Source organism: Niveispirillum sp. KHB5.9, from assembly GCF_048066115.1.
GTDB lineage: Bacteria > Pseudomonadota > Alphaproteobacteria > Azospirillales > Azospirillaceae > Niveispirillum.
The window spans coordinates 41,031-56,371 of record NZ_JBLTYX010000001.1 but is presented as its reverse complement, the minus strand read 5'-3'; the positions used below and the strand labels follow the sequence as shown (position 1 = coordinate 56,371).

Annotated in this window: 9 protein-coding genes; 3 read left to right on the top strand and 6 right to left on the bottom strand. The window is 64.1% G+C overall.

The features are described from left to right. Positions 1-7 precede the first annotated feature (7 nt). Entirely contained in the window at positions 8-3,835 is a 3,828-nt protein-coding gene (locus ACM9HJ_RS00195) for a beta-galactosidase (RefSeq protein WP_416569642.1), read from the bottom strand. A 17-nt stretch (positions 3,836-3,852) separates the two neighbouring features. After that, positions 3,853-4,167 (bottom strand): L-rhamnose mutarotase, encoded by a 315-nt coding sequence (rhaM, locus tag ACM9HJ_RS00190; protein WP_416569641.1) that lies wholly within the window; start codon positions 4,165-4,167, stop codon positions 3,853-3,855. A gap of 719 nt (positions 4,168-4,886) precedes the next feature. Here rhaM and ACM9HJ_RS00185 point away from each other — a divergent pair. Next, a complete protein-coding gene (locus ACM9HJ_RS00185; protein ID WP_416569640.1) occupies positions 4,887-7,832 on the top strand; it encodes a TonB-dependent receptor in 2,946 nt (981 codons plus the stop codon). Positions 7,833-7,886: 54 nt separating this feature from the next. On the opposite strand, the gene ACM9HJ_RS00180 is transcribed toward ACM9HJ_RS00185, so the two are convergent. The 3 genes from ACM9HJ_RS00180 to ACM9HJ_RS00170 all read right to left on the bottom strand — a co-directional run bounded on the left by ACM9HJ_RS00180 (position 7,887) and on the right by ACM9HJ_RS00170 (position 10,930). Continuing rightward, positions 7,887-8,582 carry an RES family NAD+ phosphorylase gene (locus ACM9HJ_RS00180; protein WP_416569639.1) on the bottom strand — a complete coding sequence of 232 codons (696 nt, stop codon included), beginning with the start codon at positions 8,580-8,582 and terminating at the stop codon, positions 7,887-7,889. After that, entirely contained in the window at positions 8,579-8,968 is a 390-nt protein-coding gene (locus ACM9HJ_RS00175; RefSeq protein ID WP_416569638.1) for an MbcA/ParS/Xre antitoxin family protein, read from the bottom strand. Before ACM9HJ_RS00175 ends, ACM9HJ_RS00180 begins: the two co-directional genes overlap by 4 nt. 63 nt (positions 8,969-9,031) lie before the next feature. After that, entirely contained in the window at positions 9,032-10,930 is a 1,899-nt protein-coding gene (locus ACM9HJ_RS00170; RefSeq protein WP_416569637.1) for a rhamnogalacturonan lyase, read from the bottom strand. 222 nt (positions 10,931-11,152) lie between these two features. On the opposite strand from ACM9HJ_RS00170, the gene ACM9HJ_RS00165 reads away from it, so the two are divergent. Continuing rightward, positions 11,153-13,840 carry a hypothetical protein gene (locus ACM9HJ_RS00165; RefSeq protein ID WP_416569636.1) on the top strand — a complete coding sequence of 896 codons (2,688 nt, stop codon included), beginning with the start codon at positions 11,153-11,155 and terminating at the stop codon, positions 13,838-13,840. Between the two features lie 40 nt (positions 13,841-13,880). Here ACM9HJ_RS00165 and ACM9HJ_RS00160 read toward each other — a convergent pair whose 3' ends face one another. Beyond that, positions 13,881-14,474: a DUF1579 domain-containing protein gene (locus tag ACM9HJ_RS00160; protein ID WP_416569635.1), complete on the bottom strand. Its 594-nt coding sequence runs from the start codon at positions 14,472-14,474 to the stop codon at positions 13,881-13,883. 158 nt (positions 14,475-14,632) lie between these two features. On the opposite strand from ACM9HJ_RS00160, the gene ACM9HJ_RS00155 reads away from it, so the two are divergent. Next, positions 14,633-15,262 carry a flavin reductase family protein gene (locus ACM9HJ_RS00155; protein ID WP_416569634.1) on the top strand — a complete coding sequence of 210 codons (630 nt, stop codon included), beginning with the start codon at positions 14,633-14,635 and terminating at the stop codon, positions 15,260-15,262. The last annotated feature ends 79 nt before the right edge of the window (positions 15,263-15,341 follow it).

Below are 15,341 nucleotides of genomic sequence, written 5' to 3'. Positions count from 1 at the left end.
CGTGTGGCTACTTCACCACGTCCTTATACCCCGGCGACGGCACCGTCCCCACCTTCAGGGGGGAGCGGGCGTTGCGCAGGCTGACCAGTTTCACGGCCTCCAGCGTGTCGCCCGGCTTGCCGTCCGACGTCACGGCCAGGGCCAGCGTATTCCTGCCATTGGCGTTCAGGATGCCGGTGGGCAGCACGAAGGTGCGCTGCGGCCCGACATCGGCGATGAACTGGCCCATGTTCCAGCCATTCACGAAGATCAGCACCCGGTACTGACCCGTGGAACGCGGCACCGACGCATCGCCGAACGACAGGCCCACGGCACTGTCCTGGCCCTTGGGCAGGTCGAGGCTGAATTCCGTGCGGTACCAGACGGTGCCCGGCTGGGCGCTGGTGGCCGGAACCTTGGCCGCCATCCAGCCCTTGTCGTCGAAGCCCGGCAGGTGCCAGCCCAGACGCTCACCATACTGGCCGCCATTGTTGAAGGCACCGCGCACCGGGTCGGCAATATCCTCGCCCCCCAGATTGCCCTGGATCTTCCAGGCGATGGGCAGGGCGAAGCTGTTGCCCGTCGGCGTGGACAGCGAGGCGGAGATCAGGCCGCGCGCTTCCTTGTGCAGATCATCGACATCCAGGTCCCAATGGTGGGAATTGTTGCGCACCATCACCGACAACACGCGCTCACCCGGCGCCTGCAGATCCTCGGGGATGGCGAATGTCGCCAGCCCCTGGCCCGGCGGGCGCGGCAGGCCGGTGGGCAGCACATGCTGGCCGATATAGCGCCCATCCAGCCAGACCTGCAGCATGCCGGCACCACCGGCCCCATAATGCAGTTCCAGCTTCGACACGCCGGCCTGTGCATTGTAGCGGCCGCGATACCAGACATCGCCATGATGGAAATTATAATCGTCCATGTTCAGCAGCGGCTGGCCACCCGGCGGCTTCACGAAGCTGGCGGTACGGCCCGGCTTGGCCACGGCCCAGCTGCTGTCATCGAATTCCCTGTCGGCCTCCGGCGATCCGGCCTGGAAGCGCCAGTCGGCCTTGGTCAGATCGGGCAGCGTCACCGCCACCGGCCCCGCCAGTTCCTTCTTCGCCACCAGACTGCCGCCGATACCCTTGTCGAGCGACACCGACGCACCGTTCCAGCGCACCGACGTGACACCGGCCGGGGCCCACACTTCCAGCGGACTGTCGGTTTCGGTATCGCCGGTCAGGTCCAGGGTCTTGCCCTTGATTTCCGCCGTACGCACCAGGGTCGGCCCGCGCTGCAACAGCACACCGTCCTTGGTCTCCTGCCGCCAGAACGTTTCCGCCGTCGGCAGGTCGGCCAGCAGCAGGGTCAGATCAGGCTTGCCGCCGCCGCTGATCCGCGCGCGGGCCAGTCCCTCATGCTGGTAGTTCAGGCGAAGGTCGCCCGTGGCCGCGTCGAACACGCTCTCCACCTTGCCATCCAACACGGTAACGGTCGGCGCGGAGGCATAGCGCAGCACCGTCTCCCCATCCTCCCCCTTGCGGCCATAGAACAGGGCGAGGTCGCCCGCACCGAAGCGCAGATGGGTGAACAGTTCCGACGTGGAATAGACCAGCCGCTGGCTTTCCAGATTGTACCCGGCCAGCCACAGCTTGGCGTCATGGCCGTTCAGGCGCAGGGTGCCTGCCTGCGGGATCGTGTATTCCCCATCCGGCAGCTTGGCCTTGAAATTAAAGACGTCGTCCGTCTGCGCATTGTTGGGCGCATGCGTGGCGACCAGCAGGCGGGTACCCGTCTCAGGGTTCACATTATGATAGAGGCGAACATTGGGGCTGCTGGGCGACAGGCCCGTGGCCCGGTCCATCTGGGTCAGATCCTTCACGGTCTGGAGGAAATGGCCCATCAGCTTGATGCCGCGCGCCTTTTCCCGCAGGCCCCGCGCCTCATCGATGGCGGAACCGTAATCATACGACGTATAGACCACCGGTGCCGGCATCCAGCCCCAGCTGGTGCCGCCATAGGTCATGTAGAAGCTCTGGATGGTCAGGCCGTTGGCGATGTTGGTGCCATAGAATACCCGCTGATAGGCCGACCCCAGACGCTGCCCGTTGCAGTTATAGGCACCGTTGCTGCCCCAATAGTCGAACCAGCCGCCGCCATATTCCGCCGCGAAGCCGGGTGTGTTGGGCGAGGCACTGGCCCCGCCCGATGCGCCGCCGGGACCATACAGGCCCCAGTCCGGCGCCAGATTGGGCTTGCCGACCGTGGCATCCACATCGCACGACCCGCCCGGATAGCCGTCGAAGGCGTACAGGTCGTTCGGCCCTTCCACCGTGCCCGGCACATTGCTGCCCTTGGGCACCCAATTGCCGTTGCGGCCCTTGTCATTGTGGAAGATCGGCACGGTGATGCCGTCGGCCCGCGCCTTGTCATAAAGGTGCTGCATGTAACGCTGCTGGGTGGGCTGCGTCACGTCCAGCTCGTTTTCGATCTGGTAGGCGATGACGCTGCCGCCGCCGTCGGTGATCTGGTGCTTGCTCAGGATACCGTTGATGGCCGTCAGCCATTCATCCGACGCCGCCAGATATTCCGGATGGTCGGTGCGGGCTTTGGCCTGCTGCTTGACCAGCCAGCTGGGGAAGCCACCGCGCGTCACCTCGGCATTCATATAAGGGCCGGGCCGGACGATGACGTAGAGCCCGGCTTCCTTGGCCATGGTCAACACGCGGTCCATGTCGCGCACACCGGTGAAATCATAGACGCCGGGCTTGGGGGAGTGGTAGCCCCAGCCGAAATAGATGGCCACCGTGTTGTAACCCGACGCCTTCATCTTCTGGAACACGTCGCGCCACAGGTCGGGGCTGGGCAGGCGGAACGGGTGCATTTCCCCGCCCCAGCTGAAAATGCGTTCCCCGCCGACCTTCAGCGAATAGCGGTCCCAGGTGACGGGCGTGGTCAGGGCCGGGGCTACGGCCTTCTTCTCCGCCCCGCCCTCGCGCAGGACGGTGAAGTGCCGCGCCTTGCCCGACAGGCCGCCCGGCAGTTCCGCCTTCGGCGCCCACTGGCCGGTGAAGCCGGGGCCGACGCTGTCGGAGTACCAGTAGCGCTTTTCGATATACTGGTCGAAATAGATGCGCCAGCCGCCATCGGGCCGCTTCACCACCGACGGACCTTCGACGAAATTGCCCCAGCCGGCCCAGTCGCCGGTGCGGGTGAACACCCACGGCCCATCCAGCTTCGGTGCCGTCGCCAGTTCGATGAACTTCGTGGACTCGTTCTTGATGAAGGCGTAATAGCGCCCGTTTTCCTGGATGATCTTGGCGTCGATATGGTTGGGGCCAAGACCGTGCAGCACCGATGGCGCGGTCCAGTTGGACAGGCTGTCATCGGTGGCGGTCAGGCGATAGGTCTTGAACTGCCCGTTCGGCCCATTGGTCGACACGGCCAGGATGACATGCACCGATCCATCATCATCGACGAACCATTCCGGCGCCCAGGAATTGGTCGTGCCGGGAATGGTGATCCTGTGGTTGCCCAGGAAGGTCCATTCCTTCAGGTCCTTGGACCGGGCAAAACCGATCAGGTCGTTGTTCCAGTCGGTCGTGTAGGTGACATAGTACCAGCCATCCTTGTGATGGATGATGCTGGGGTCGCGCAGCAGGCCCGAAGGGGGCTTGAACGCCTCGGCTTTGTCCAGCGTGAAATTCACCGCGTCGGCGGAGCGGTAGACCGACATCGACTTGGCATCGCCATTGATGAAGGCGGTCAGCAGATAGGACGGGGCATCGGCCGCCATCGCCAGCGGCGACAGGAAGGGCAGCGGGGCCAGCGAAAGGGCGAGCGCCAGGGCGCTCTTCTTGATGATATGCATGGGTCCTGCAGCCTGGATCAGGGGAAATAGAACATGCTGGGCAACGGCACCTGCACGGGGCTGTTGTCCGGGTTCACATCCATGATGTCGGCCATATAATCCCACCAGCGGCGCATCACTGGCAGCTTGGGCAATTCGTCGGCCTTGTTGTCCGGGGTCAGCCGCAGCACGGCGAACAGCGACAGGCTCTCTTCATCCAGGAAAATGGAGTAGTCATAGATGCCGGCGTCGCGCAACGCGTCCGCCAGATCCGGCCACAGCACGTCATGGCGGCGTTTATATTCCGCGACATGACCGGGCTTCAGTTTCATGCGGAACGCAATCGGCGTCATCGATCCACTCCCAGGCAAGCTTTTGGTTGTCGTGTGGCGAACGCTTGGGCCGTGACCGTCCCGAGCGATCGCACTCCAGGTTTGGCCCTTCTCTGGGGCCTGCATATGTCATACAATTAAGTCATACAATGTGGATATCCATCACACAATATGAGATTTCGGGCGGTGACCGATTTTGCCGGCCCGGCTGGCACTGCCCAACCATATAGATATCAGCGCGAATGATTAATCCCATATTATGGTTTATAATTCTGAAATATGAAAAATATGCTTGCATGATGGGATGAGACTCGTCATGGTCCCGCCCACGCCATTCCGGCCCCTTCCCTTCTCCCATCCCTGATGCGGGGGACCGAAGGTGCCGGCTCCAGGACCGGCAGGTGGCCCCCCCACCGCCGGTATCCGGGCTGCCCCGAACCTGTCGGGGCCCGGATACGCAGGTGATATTTCACCTTGCTTCCCTCCTATACCTTCCCGGTCGGGCGCTGCCCGGCCGGGGGATTTTTTCAAGGAGGGGAGATTTGCAACAGTTTGACAAATTTCTTAAACCACTTCCCACAATGCGCTTTCGCAAACCATATTTTGGTATTATATTATTTATGGGATGACGTTTCATATCCTGAGAACTGCGCCGGGACCAACGATCCCCGGCAGCATGTGCAACAAAAACACACCCTGGTCGCCAGCTTACGGCGTCCCGCCTGGGGAGGAGTTGAGAGATGATGTACGCAAAGGGCCGCAGCACGCGGTCTGGAAAACTGTTGGCTGGCGCCAGCATCGGTCTCGCCCTGACAGCGGTTACCATGACGGCCCAGGCGCAGGACGCCCCGGCCGCCAGCGGCGGCGGCGTGGAACTGGAAGAGATCATCGTCGTCGGCACCCGCGCCTCCCTGCAGTCGGCCATCGACCGCAAGAAGAAGGCCAACACCGTCGTCGACAGCCTGGTGGCCGAGGATGTGGCCTCCTTCCCCGACAAGAATGTGGGCGAAGCGCTGCAGCGCATCACCGGCGTGCAGCTTTCCCGCGCCTTCGGCGAGGGTGAGTCTGTCTCCATCCGCGGCGTCGAACCCGACCTGAATCGCGTTGAGATCAACGGCGTGTCCGTCCTGGGCGGTGCCGGCACCGGCAGCCGCGGCGCGGATTTGCGCGACATGGCGTCGGAACTGATCAAGTCCATCGACGTGTTCAAGGGCTTCACCGCCGACATGACCGAAGGTGGCGTGGGCGGTACCGTGTCGGTGCAGACGCGCCGGCCGCTGGAACTGCGCGAGATGCTGTTCTCCGTCTCCGCCGCCGGCCAGTATCTGGACCTGCAGAAGAAGGTGACCCCGCGCGGCAACCTGACCTATGGCGACAAGTGGCTGGACGACCGCCTGGGCGTGCTGGTCAACGTCACCTATGATGATGTCGACACGCGCGGCGACTTTCTGCGCAACACCGAATGGGTGGCGCTGGCCGATTACGACAACTCGCCCAATAAGACGCGCGACGTCGCGGGCTTTGAGAGTGTCGCTACCAAAGCCGCCTGCGCCAGCCAGAGCACGGCCGCCAACCGCACCAGCTGCGAATCGCAATGGTACGATCTGTCGCCGCGCATTCCGCGCTATGGCATGTGGTACCGCAACGACAAGCGCATGTCGGCCATGACCACGATCCAGTATCGCGTCACGGACGAGCTGGATGTCTATGCCGACGTCAACTGGAACAAGCGCGACCAGTTCCTGACCGACTATAATTATTCCATCGATCTGACGGCCGCCGCCCGTATCAACCCGGTCGGCGTGACGGTGGATGACAACCACAATGTCATCGGCCTGACGACGGCCGCGACGGCGCCGAGCAGCACCACCGGTGCTGGCAACATCTTCGGCTCGCAGATGCGCGGTTTCGACTATACGCTGGAGTCCAAGTACTATACGGGCGGCTTCAACTGGGCCGGCGACCGGCTGTCGGCTTCGGGGTTCTATTCGACCTCCGAATCCACGATGCACAGCGATACCAACTCCATCGCTATCAGCGCCACGGTGCCCAGCATCGGCGTGACCCTGTCGGATAGCGGCATCCCCAGCTTCACCTTCCCCACCGCCTTCGACCCGTCGAACCCGGAAACCTATCGCAATGGCGGTGCTGCGGTTCAGTACCGGCCGGAAGAGGTGGAGACAAGCGAGGACGCAGCCAAGCTGGACCTGGATTACAGCCTGGACCGCTGGGCCCTGACCACGCTGGAGGTCGGCGGCCAGTGGCGCAAGACCGGTTCGCTGCGCTATGCCGGCGGCGGCTATACCGCCCTGGACGGCACCGTCGTCCCGTCGGCCAACGTCACCTCCAACGTGGCGCTGGGTGCCACCAATAACGGCCTGATCTGGACCCCGCAGAAGCTGGTGGATTTCGTGCGTGCCACGGCCCACCTGACCCCGCAGAACTTCTACAAGGGCTACAAGGGCAATATCGGCAATGTGCCGCGCGGCTGGATGGCGTCCGACGTCTCCTTGATCGGCGACTGGTTCGATACGTCCGGCTTCAACCACGACCTGATCCGTGAAGCCAACGGCTACAGGCAGGTCCCGGCGCATGATATCAGCGAGGAAGTGTCCGCCGGCTATGCCAAGGCCAATTTCGAATTCGATATCGGTGACATCCCCGTCAGCGGCAATTTCGGCGTCCGCTATGTGGAAACCGACATCACCGCCACCGGTGCTTTGACCCGCCGCGAGAACCGCCAGACCGGCACGACCAGCACGGGCTCGCCCATCACCTCCATCGTGACGGTGGGCGTGACGGAAGTCGCCATCGCGGAGAAGTATTCCGACACGTTGCCGGCCTTCAATATCAGCTTCGGTGTCGTTCCGGACGAGGTGATCGTGCGTCTGGGCTGGGCCAAGGTAATGGCCCGCCCGAAGCCCACCGACCTGGTGCCGGCCGCCAACTGCCTCTATGACCTGACCGAAGCCGGCAAGGCCGACAATCTGCTGGATAGCTGCACCTCGGGCAATCCGGCCCTGGACCCGTACCGTGCCGACCAGTACGACTTCAATGTCGGCTGGTACGTCAATGCCGATACGCTGCTGAACGCCTCCTATTTCTATAAGGACGTGAAGAGCTTCATCCTGGCCCGCACGCTGGTCCGCAATGTCGATCTGTTCAACGACGGCTCGCTGTTCGACGTGACCATGCCGATCAATGGCGGCGGTGCCAAGCTGGACGGTCTGGAACTGTCGGCCCAGACGGCCTTCACCTTCCTGCCCTCACCGTTCGACGGGTTCGGCGCGTCGGTCAACTACACCTACTCACGCGCCAAGGATGTGGGCCTGTTCAACTCGCTGGACGGCAAGGAACTGCCCTTCCCCGGCCTGTCGAAGCACAGCTACAACCTGATCGGCTATTACGACAAGGACAACATCAATGTCCGCGTCGCCTATAACGGCCGGACCAAGTGGCTGCAGGCCGCCGCCGAACGCTCGGGCAACCCGGTGTTCCGCGATGGCACCGGCTACCTGGACGCCAAGGCCACCTACCGCCTGAACGACACCGGTATCTCCTTCTTCATCGAGGGCAAGAACCTGACGGGCGAGGCGGAGCGCACCAACTCCGGCGACGATATCCGCCTGGGCGAACTGGCCTATTCCGGCAAGCGCTACTATGCCGGTGCGTCCTACAAGTACTGATCGGACGTAAATTCAATGAAAGCGGGCCGGAGGATCATTCCCCCGGCCCGTTCTTCATTCCACTCCGTGCACCGAATAATCCGGTGTGCCGTCCCAGCTGATTTCCCAACTGGCACCGGGCCGCACATTCTGGACGGCGGTGGGCTCAAACGCCACCAGACAACGTTCCCCGGGCTGGCGGACGGATGGATATACCAGTCCCCGGAAGCCCTGCCGTTGCAGGGATCTGGCGAAGGCCTGACCCTCTGGATATCCGACCATCGGATCGGGTGTCAGGGCGGGATGGCCGGGCTCGTCCGTGATGTCGGGAAAATCGCCGATAAAATCGGCCAGCAGCTCGATATAGCGCGCCCTGTCCTGGTACAGCCCGATATAGCCCAGCTCCCGCGTGCGGTGGAACGCCACCTCCGCGACGGAGGTCAGGCTGTGCCAGCTGCAATACCAGGCCCCCCGCCCTTCATCATTGAAGCGGTTGCCGCCGGTGCGGGTATAGCTGAAGGCGGCGTTCACATGGCTCTGGCCATAGATGGTCAGGTCATGGTGCCGCCGCGCCCAGGCCAGTTCACGCCGGTCGACATGCAGGTTGCGCCCGCGTTCGGTCATCAACCGGGCGCTGGTCAGCCCCTCGATCTCCGCCAGCACTGCCATCTCCGCGTCGCTATCGACCAGCCCGCGCAGGCTGGGTGGTTTGTGATAGGTGGCGGGGATCAGGCGGACCAGGGCGCGGTCGCTGACCGAAACGACCCTCACATCCCACCCCTTAGGGCATCGAGATAGGTCCGCACGCGCAGGAACTGCGGCAACCCGTCCGCCACCATCGTGTCCACGGGCCGGGCGCCGGCGAACAGCGGCCCCTGGTTGGGCAGGGTCGGCCAGCGTTGGGCGATCTCTTCCCCGAAATACAGCGCCAGAGACTTGTAGATGCCGATGATGGCACTCAGCCGCAACATCTGATCGTGCGTCAGGTCGCCCGGATATCCCGGCTTGCGCGCCCGCTTCCAGGTGCTTTCCGACATGTCGGACAGGGCGGCGGCCTCCGCCAGGGTCAGGCCCCAATGCTGGACGATGCGGCCATAGGCTTTCAACGCCACGGCATTGCGGTCCTCGGCACGGTTCGGCTGCAGGGCTATGTCCATCATCCCCTCCTCTGACAAAGAGATGATGGGATCATATGGCCCGTATTTCAAGTCCAAACGGACTTACTTCCCCGGGAACTTCATCCCCGTACCCAGGAAATAGCTGGTGTGCGGCGGCTGGTTATAGGCGGTGTTCTGCCAGGCCACGCCCAGCCGGTAGACCGGGTCCTGCATCAGCGTCACCAGCCGGTATTCCGTGGGGAACGGCGTGGTGTAGATGCGCAGGGCCTTGTTGTCCCTGGTGCGCCAGATCACCTCTTCCCGCCAATCGCCGATGATATCGGCGGACAGGGCCGGCGTGGCCTTGGTGCCATTGTTGGACGAGACGTCGGCGGGTGACAGCAGCGGCACCGCCTCCCCCTTCTGCCAGTCCCATTTCAGCACCTGTTCCTTGTCCAGCAACTCACGCGACAAGTCGCCATCCCACCAGAGGCCGAAATTCATCTGCTTGGGATGGTTGGCGGCGATCACTGTGCCCTGCGCGCTGTAGAGATAGGGACCGTTGCTGGCCCAGGCCTCCGCCCCCGGTGACCGCGGATCGATATCCATGGCCACGCCGCGACCGGTATCCTTGTCGGTCGGCGTGGACCACAGCACCTTGCCGGTGGCCGCGTCCAGCATGGCGGCCCCGATGCCGCCATTGCGCGACGGCACCTCGTGCACGCCGAACTTTTCCAGGCCGGGGCGCAGCGGGTCCAGGTCCGACACATGCATGGTATCGCCATGCAGCAGCCCCGCCGACCACAGGCCCTTGCCATCATCATCCACGGCCATGGAGCCATAGATGATCTCGTCCTTGCCGTCACCATCGACATCGGCCACGGAGAGCTGGTGGTTGCCCTGCCCGCCATAGGCTTCGTTCCCCGGTGCCGCACTGTCGAACTGCCAGCGTGGGCTCAGTTTGCCGTCGCGCCAGTCCCAGGCGGCCAGCGTGGTGCGGGCATAATATCCGCGCGCCATGACGATGCTGGGCAGCTTGCCATCCAGATAGGCGACACCGGCCAGGAACCGGTCCGACCGGTTGGCATAGCCGTCGCCCCATACCGCCTGCATCTGCTCGGGCGTCGGGTGGTTGGTCTCCGGATGACGGGCCGGCCAATAGGGCGCGCTGGCCAGCGCCCTGCCGGTGACCCCTTCGAACACCGTCAGATATTCCGGCCCCTTCAGGATGCGGCCCTGCACGCGCGCCACCTTGCGCCCGTCCGGCGTGGTGGTGGCACCGGTGCGGTCGGCCTGGGGGATCTCCCCGTCATGGGCGCGCCAGTCGGCCTGGGCATCGCCCAGAACCGCACCCGTTCCGTCCACCGCGCCGTCGCTGGTGCGCACGGCCAGTTCCGCCTTGCCGTCGCCATCGAAATCGAAGACCAGGAACTGGGTATAATGGGCACCTGCCCGGATATTCTTCCCCAGATCGATGCGCCACAGACGCGTGCCATCCAGCCTGTAGGCATCCAGGATCACCGGCCCGGTATAGCCGCCAAAGGCATTGTCCTTGGAATTGCTGGGGTCCCATTTCAGGACGATCTCATACTGCCCGTCGCCATCCAGATCGCCGACGCTGGCATCGTTGGCGTTATAGCTATAGGCCTCCCCCGCCGGGGTGACGCCATCGGACGGGGGCTGCAACGGTACCGACAGGTATCCGTCGCGCCAGACGCCGGCTGTGGCCCCCGTCGCCTCCCCCGTCCGCCGCACCTCATAGCGCGCGGAACCGTCGGCGCCCTTGTCCAGGAAGCTGGTGGCCTGGGTCAGCGGTTTGGCATTCAACTTACGGCCGTCACGATAGAGATCGAACCCCGCACCAGCCGGGTCGCTTTCCAGCAGGCGCCAGCCGACCAGCACGCCGCCATCGCCGGGCACGGTCACGACACCACGGTCGAGCTTTTCCATCTGTCGTGCCTGCACGGGCAATGCTGCCACGCCACACAGCAAGGCGGCGGCCAGCCATTTCCGGGTCGTCATGTTTCCTCCCTGATCCGGTTTGGCCTTACCTTACCCATATTCATATGATAATAGAATTCCAATATTAAGGATTGCGTACCACATTGTGGAAATCATAAATCCGTAGGTCAGGTCGAGCCGCAGGCGAGCCCTGACAGACGACGGTGCCGGTGAATGTCAGGGCTCGGGCTTCGCCCTCGACCTGACCTACGGCAAAAGCAAACCAACGGGAAGGAAACAGCGATGGGCGTGCACGGCTTCAACCGGCGGCAATTCATGCAGGCCACGGCTTTGACGGCAATGGCCTCGGGCACGGTGGCGGCGGTGGGCGGTGAAGCCCAGGCCAAGCCCAAGGCCCCGAGTACCCCCATCGGCTGGATCGACGGCAAGCCCCCCGCCCGCCAGCTGGGCCAGACCTGGGGCGTGCCCTGGCCCAAGGGCCTGTACAAGCCGGCGCAGCGTTTCCGCCTGACCGACGCGGCGGGTACCGACGTTCCGGTGCAGAGCTGGCCCATCGCCACCTGGCCGGACGGATCGCTGAAATGGTCGGCGCACAGCGTTGGTGCCGACCGTGCCGACCTGTCGGGCCTGGAACTGACCGCCGGCAAGGCCAAGGACCCAGCCCAGCCGGTGACGGTCACCGAAACCGCCGATGCCATCACCGTCACCGCCGGGCCCCGCCAGTGGCGCATCCCGCGTTCGGGTGACAAGCTGATCACCCTGGCCAGCGTCAATGGCAAGCAAGCCTTCCGCGATCTGCGTCTGGTCTGCCTGTCCCAGGACCAGCCCGACCTGACGGAGGCCGAAACCGTCAGCCAGCGCCGCTCCATCGGCGTGGTGACATCTGTGACCGTGGAACAGAAGGGTCCCGTGCGCGCCCTGGTCCGCCTGGATGGCAGCCACAAGGACGGTGAGCGTTCCTGGCTGCCCTTCACCATCCGGCTCTATTTCCACGCCGGGGCGGAGTCGGTGCGCATCCTGCACAGCTTCATCTTCGACGGGGATGAGAACAAGGATTTCATCCGTGGCTTGGGCGTCACCGCCTCGGTCCCCCTGTCCGACGCCCCCCATGACCGCCATGTCCGCTTCACCGGTGAAGGCGAGGGTCTGTGGGCGGAGGCGGTGCGGCCCCTGACCGGCCTGCGCCGCGATCCCGGCAAGGATTACAAACAGGCCCAGATCGACGGCCGCGCCATCCCGGCACTGGATGGAATGGCGCCCACCGTTTCCAAGCGGTTGGACCTGATCCCCACCTGGGGCGATTTCACCTTGAGCCAGCCCAATGCCGACGGGTTCAAGATCGCCAAGCGCACCAAGCCGGGCCATGGCTGGATCGACGCCCAGGCCGGCCGCCGTGCCGGTGGCCTGGCCTATGTCGGCGGTGCCGCGGGTGGTGCCGCCCTGGCCATGCCGGATTTCTGGAAGCGCCATCCGGCCCGCCTGGACATCCGCAATGCCGCGACCGAAACGGCGGAGCTGACCGCCTGGCTCTGGTCGCCGGATGCGCCCGCCATGGATCTGCGCTTCTACCATGACGGTCTGGGCATCACGACCCATCCGCAGGAACGCGAAGCCCTGGAAATCACCTACGAGGATTACCAGGAAGGCTGGGGCCGGCCCTATGGCATCGCCCGCACCACCGAACTGCATCTCTGGTCCCTGCCAGCCACCCCGGCACGCGACTGGTTCACCGAAGTTGCCGGCGCCCTGACTGCCCCGCCGCGCCTGATGGTGCCGCCCGCCCGCCTGCGCGAGGTGGCGATCTTCGGCGACTGGGATCTGGTCAGCCGCGCCAGCCCGGCCCGCGCGAAGATCGAGGATCAGGCCGATTTCCTGCTGAACCTGTACCGTGATCAGGTGGAACAGCGCCGCTGGTACGGGTTCTGGCATTATGGCGATGTCATGCACTCCTATGACACCGACCGCCATGAATGGCGCTATGACATTGGCGGCTATGCCTGGGCCAATTCCGAACTCTCACCCGACCTCTGGCTCTGGTACAGCTTCCTGCGCACCGGCCGCGCCGATGTGTTCCGGCTGGCCGAGGCGATGACACGGCATACGGGTGAGGTCGATGTCTGCCATCTGGGCCCGTACAAGGGCTTCGGCACCCGCCATGGCGTGCAGCATTGGGCCGACAGTTCCAAACAGCCCCGCGTGTCCAACGCCGCCTATCGCCGCATCTATTACTACCTGACGGCGGATGAGCGGGTGGGCGACCTGATGCATGATTTGATCGACAGCGACCAGACCCTGGCCAATGTCGATATCAGCCGCAAGCTGGAGAACCCGGCACCCGCCGGCGTGATCGAATGCGGCTTCGGCACCTCTTGGTCCTCGCTGATCGCCGCATGGCTGACCGAGTGGGAGCGGACGGGCGACAAGAAATGGCGTGACCGTATCGTCAATGGCATGCGCACCATCGCCGCCATGAAGTACCGTTGGCTGGCCGGCGCCGCGCCCTATGACGTGAAGACCGGCAAATTCTCCGGTCCCGGCGACAAGATCGGCATTTCCCACCTGTCAGCGGTGTTCGGCGCGGTGGAGGTGCATTCCGAACTGCTGGCCTTGCTGGACGAGCCGGAATACCGGGCATCCTGGCTGGAATATTGCACCTATTACAACGCGTCCCCGGCGGAATTCAAAGCCAGGTACGGGTTGGACGTAAAGGGCCGTTCCTTGCGTCTGGCCCATTCCCGCCTGACCGCCTATGCCGCCTTCCACCTGAAGGACCCGGCCCTGGCCGACCGCGCCTGGAAGGAATTCCAGGACAAGGGCGAACAGATCGCCGGCACGGTGACCCGGATCAGCGGCAACGCCGTCCTGAACCCGGTGGACGAGGCGGCGAACATGTCCACCAACAGCGTCTCGCAATGGGGCCTGGCGGCGTACCAGAACCTGGCTTTAATCGGGGACAAGCTGCCGGGGTGATAAGATGGGGCGCGTCCATGTATGGACGCCCCCCCTTCCCTCACGCCGTCCGCTCGAACCGCATCACCCAGTTGGTCTCCCAGCTCTTGCCGCCATCGGGGGAGAATGCCTGTTCCCATCTGGCGGAAGTGCGCGTGATCTCCGACCAGATGAAGCGGACCTTGATGGGCTTGCCGTTGAACATCTCGTCGGCCAGGAAGGTGCCGACCCCGTCCTTGAACCCGCCCTGCATGGGCACGCCCACCTCGGCATAGCGCTCATCGAACCACCAGATGTTCCACAGGCCGGTCTTGGGATCGACCCGGCGGAAGGCGGCCCCGCGGTAGGAACCGGTGGGATCATGGAAGATGTTGTCATCGGCATTGCCCATGCCGTCCAGCAGTTCCCATGCGTGGCAGGTGCCCTCGAATTCATGCCATTCGGTCGACCCGGCCAGCCGTGCCTTCAGCTTGCGGTGCTGCACGCGCCATTTGCCGTTCAGGAAGGCGAATTCATGCTTGCGGGCCGCTGTTGGCGTCACCGGCAGTGCGGGCTCCGCTGCCGTCGCCGGGCCGGTACCGGGCAGCAGCACCGCACCGGCGGCGGCGATCAGCAACTGGCGGCGGGTTGCGGGCAGGATATCGGTCGCGTTCATCTCAAGGCTCCTTCGAAGCGTGGAGCCCTGCTTATAAAACCCGATACCTGACACCCATTGTCAGGTATTTTCAGCGACCCGCAAAAAGCTTCCTTGCCCTGTCCCATCGGCCCGGTCCTAACTGGCGCCCCGAGTTCCGGAACCCCAAGGATCATTCCATGCGCTTCGACATGCGCGACCTGCCGCCTGCGGCGCGGTACAAGATCATGACCTCGTCCATCACCCCGCGCCCCATCGCCTGGGTGACCAGCATATCGGCCGACGGCGTGCGCAATGCCGCCCCGTTCAGCTTCTTCAACATGGTGGGCGATGATCCGCCGCTGCTGGCGCTGGGCCTGATGCACCGGCCGGACGGGCGGTTGAAGGATACGACGGCCAATATCCTGGCTACCGGCGAATTCACCGTGAACCTGGTGTCGGAAGACGATGCGGCGCGCATGAACCGCTGTTCCGCCGATGCCCCGCCCGATGTGGACGAACTGGCCTATGCCGGGATCGAAACCATTCCCGCCAGCGTGATCCGCCCGCCCCTGATCGCCCGTGCCCCGGTCAGCTTCGAATGCCGCCGCCATATGGTGATCGACACCGGCCCGCGACAGACGCTGGTGCTGGGGGAAGTGCTGGCAGCCCATGTGGCCGACAATTTCGTGCTGGATGCGGCCAGCCACCATCTGGATACGCCCGCCATGAAGCTGATCGGCCGCACCCATGGCCGCGGCTGGTACGTGCGCAATGGCGAAACCTTGCAGATGGACCGGCCGGCCTATGATCCGGACTGGAAGCCGTGAGGGGCAATTCCCAGCCCCATCAATGACATCGCTATCATGGTCCGGTTTCCGCCATTTTCAGCGACGTTAACGGTAACAA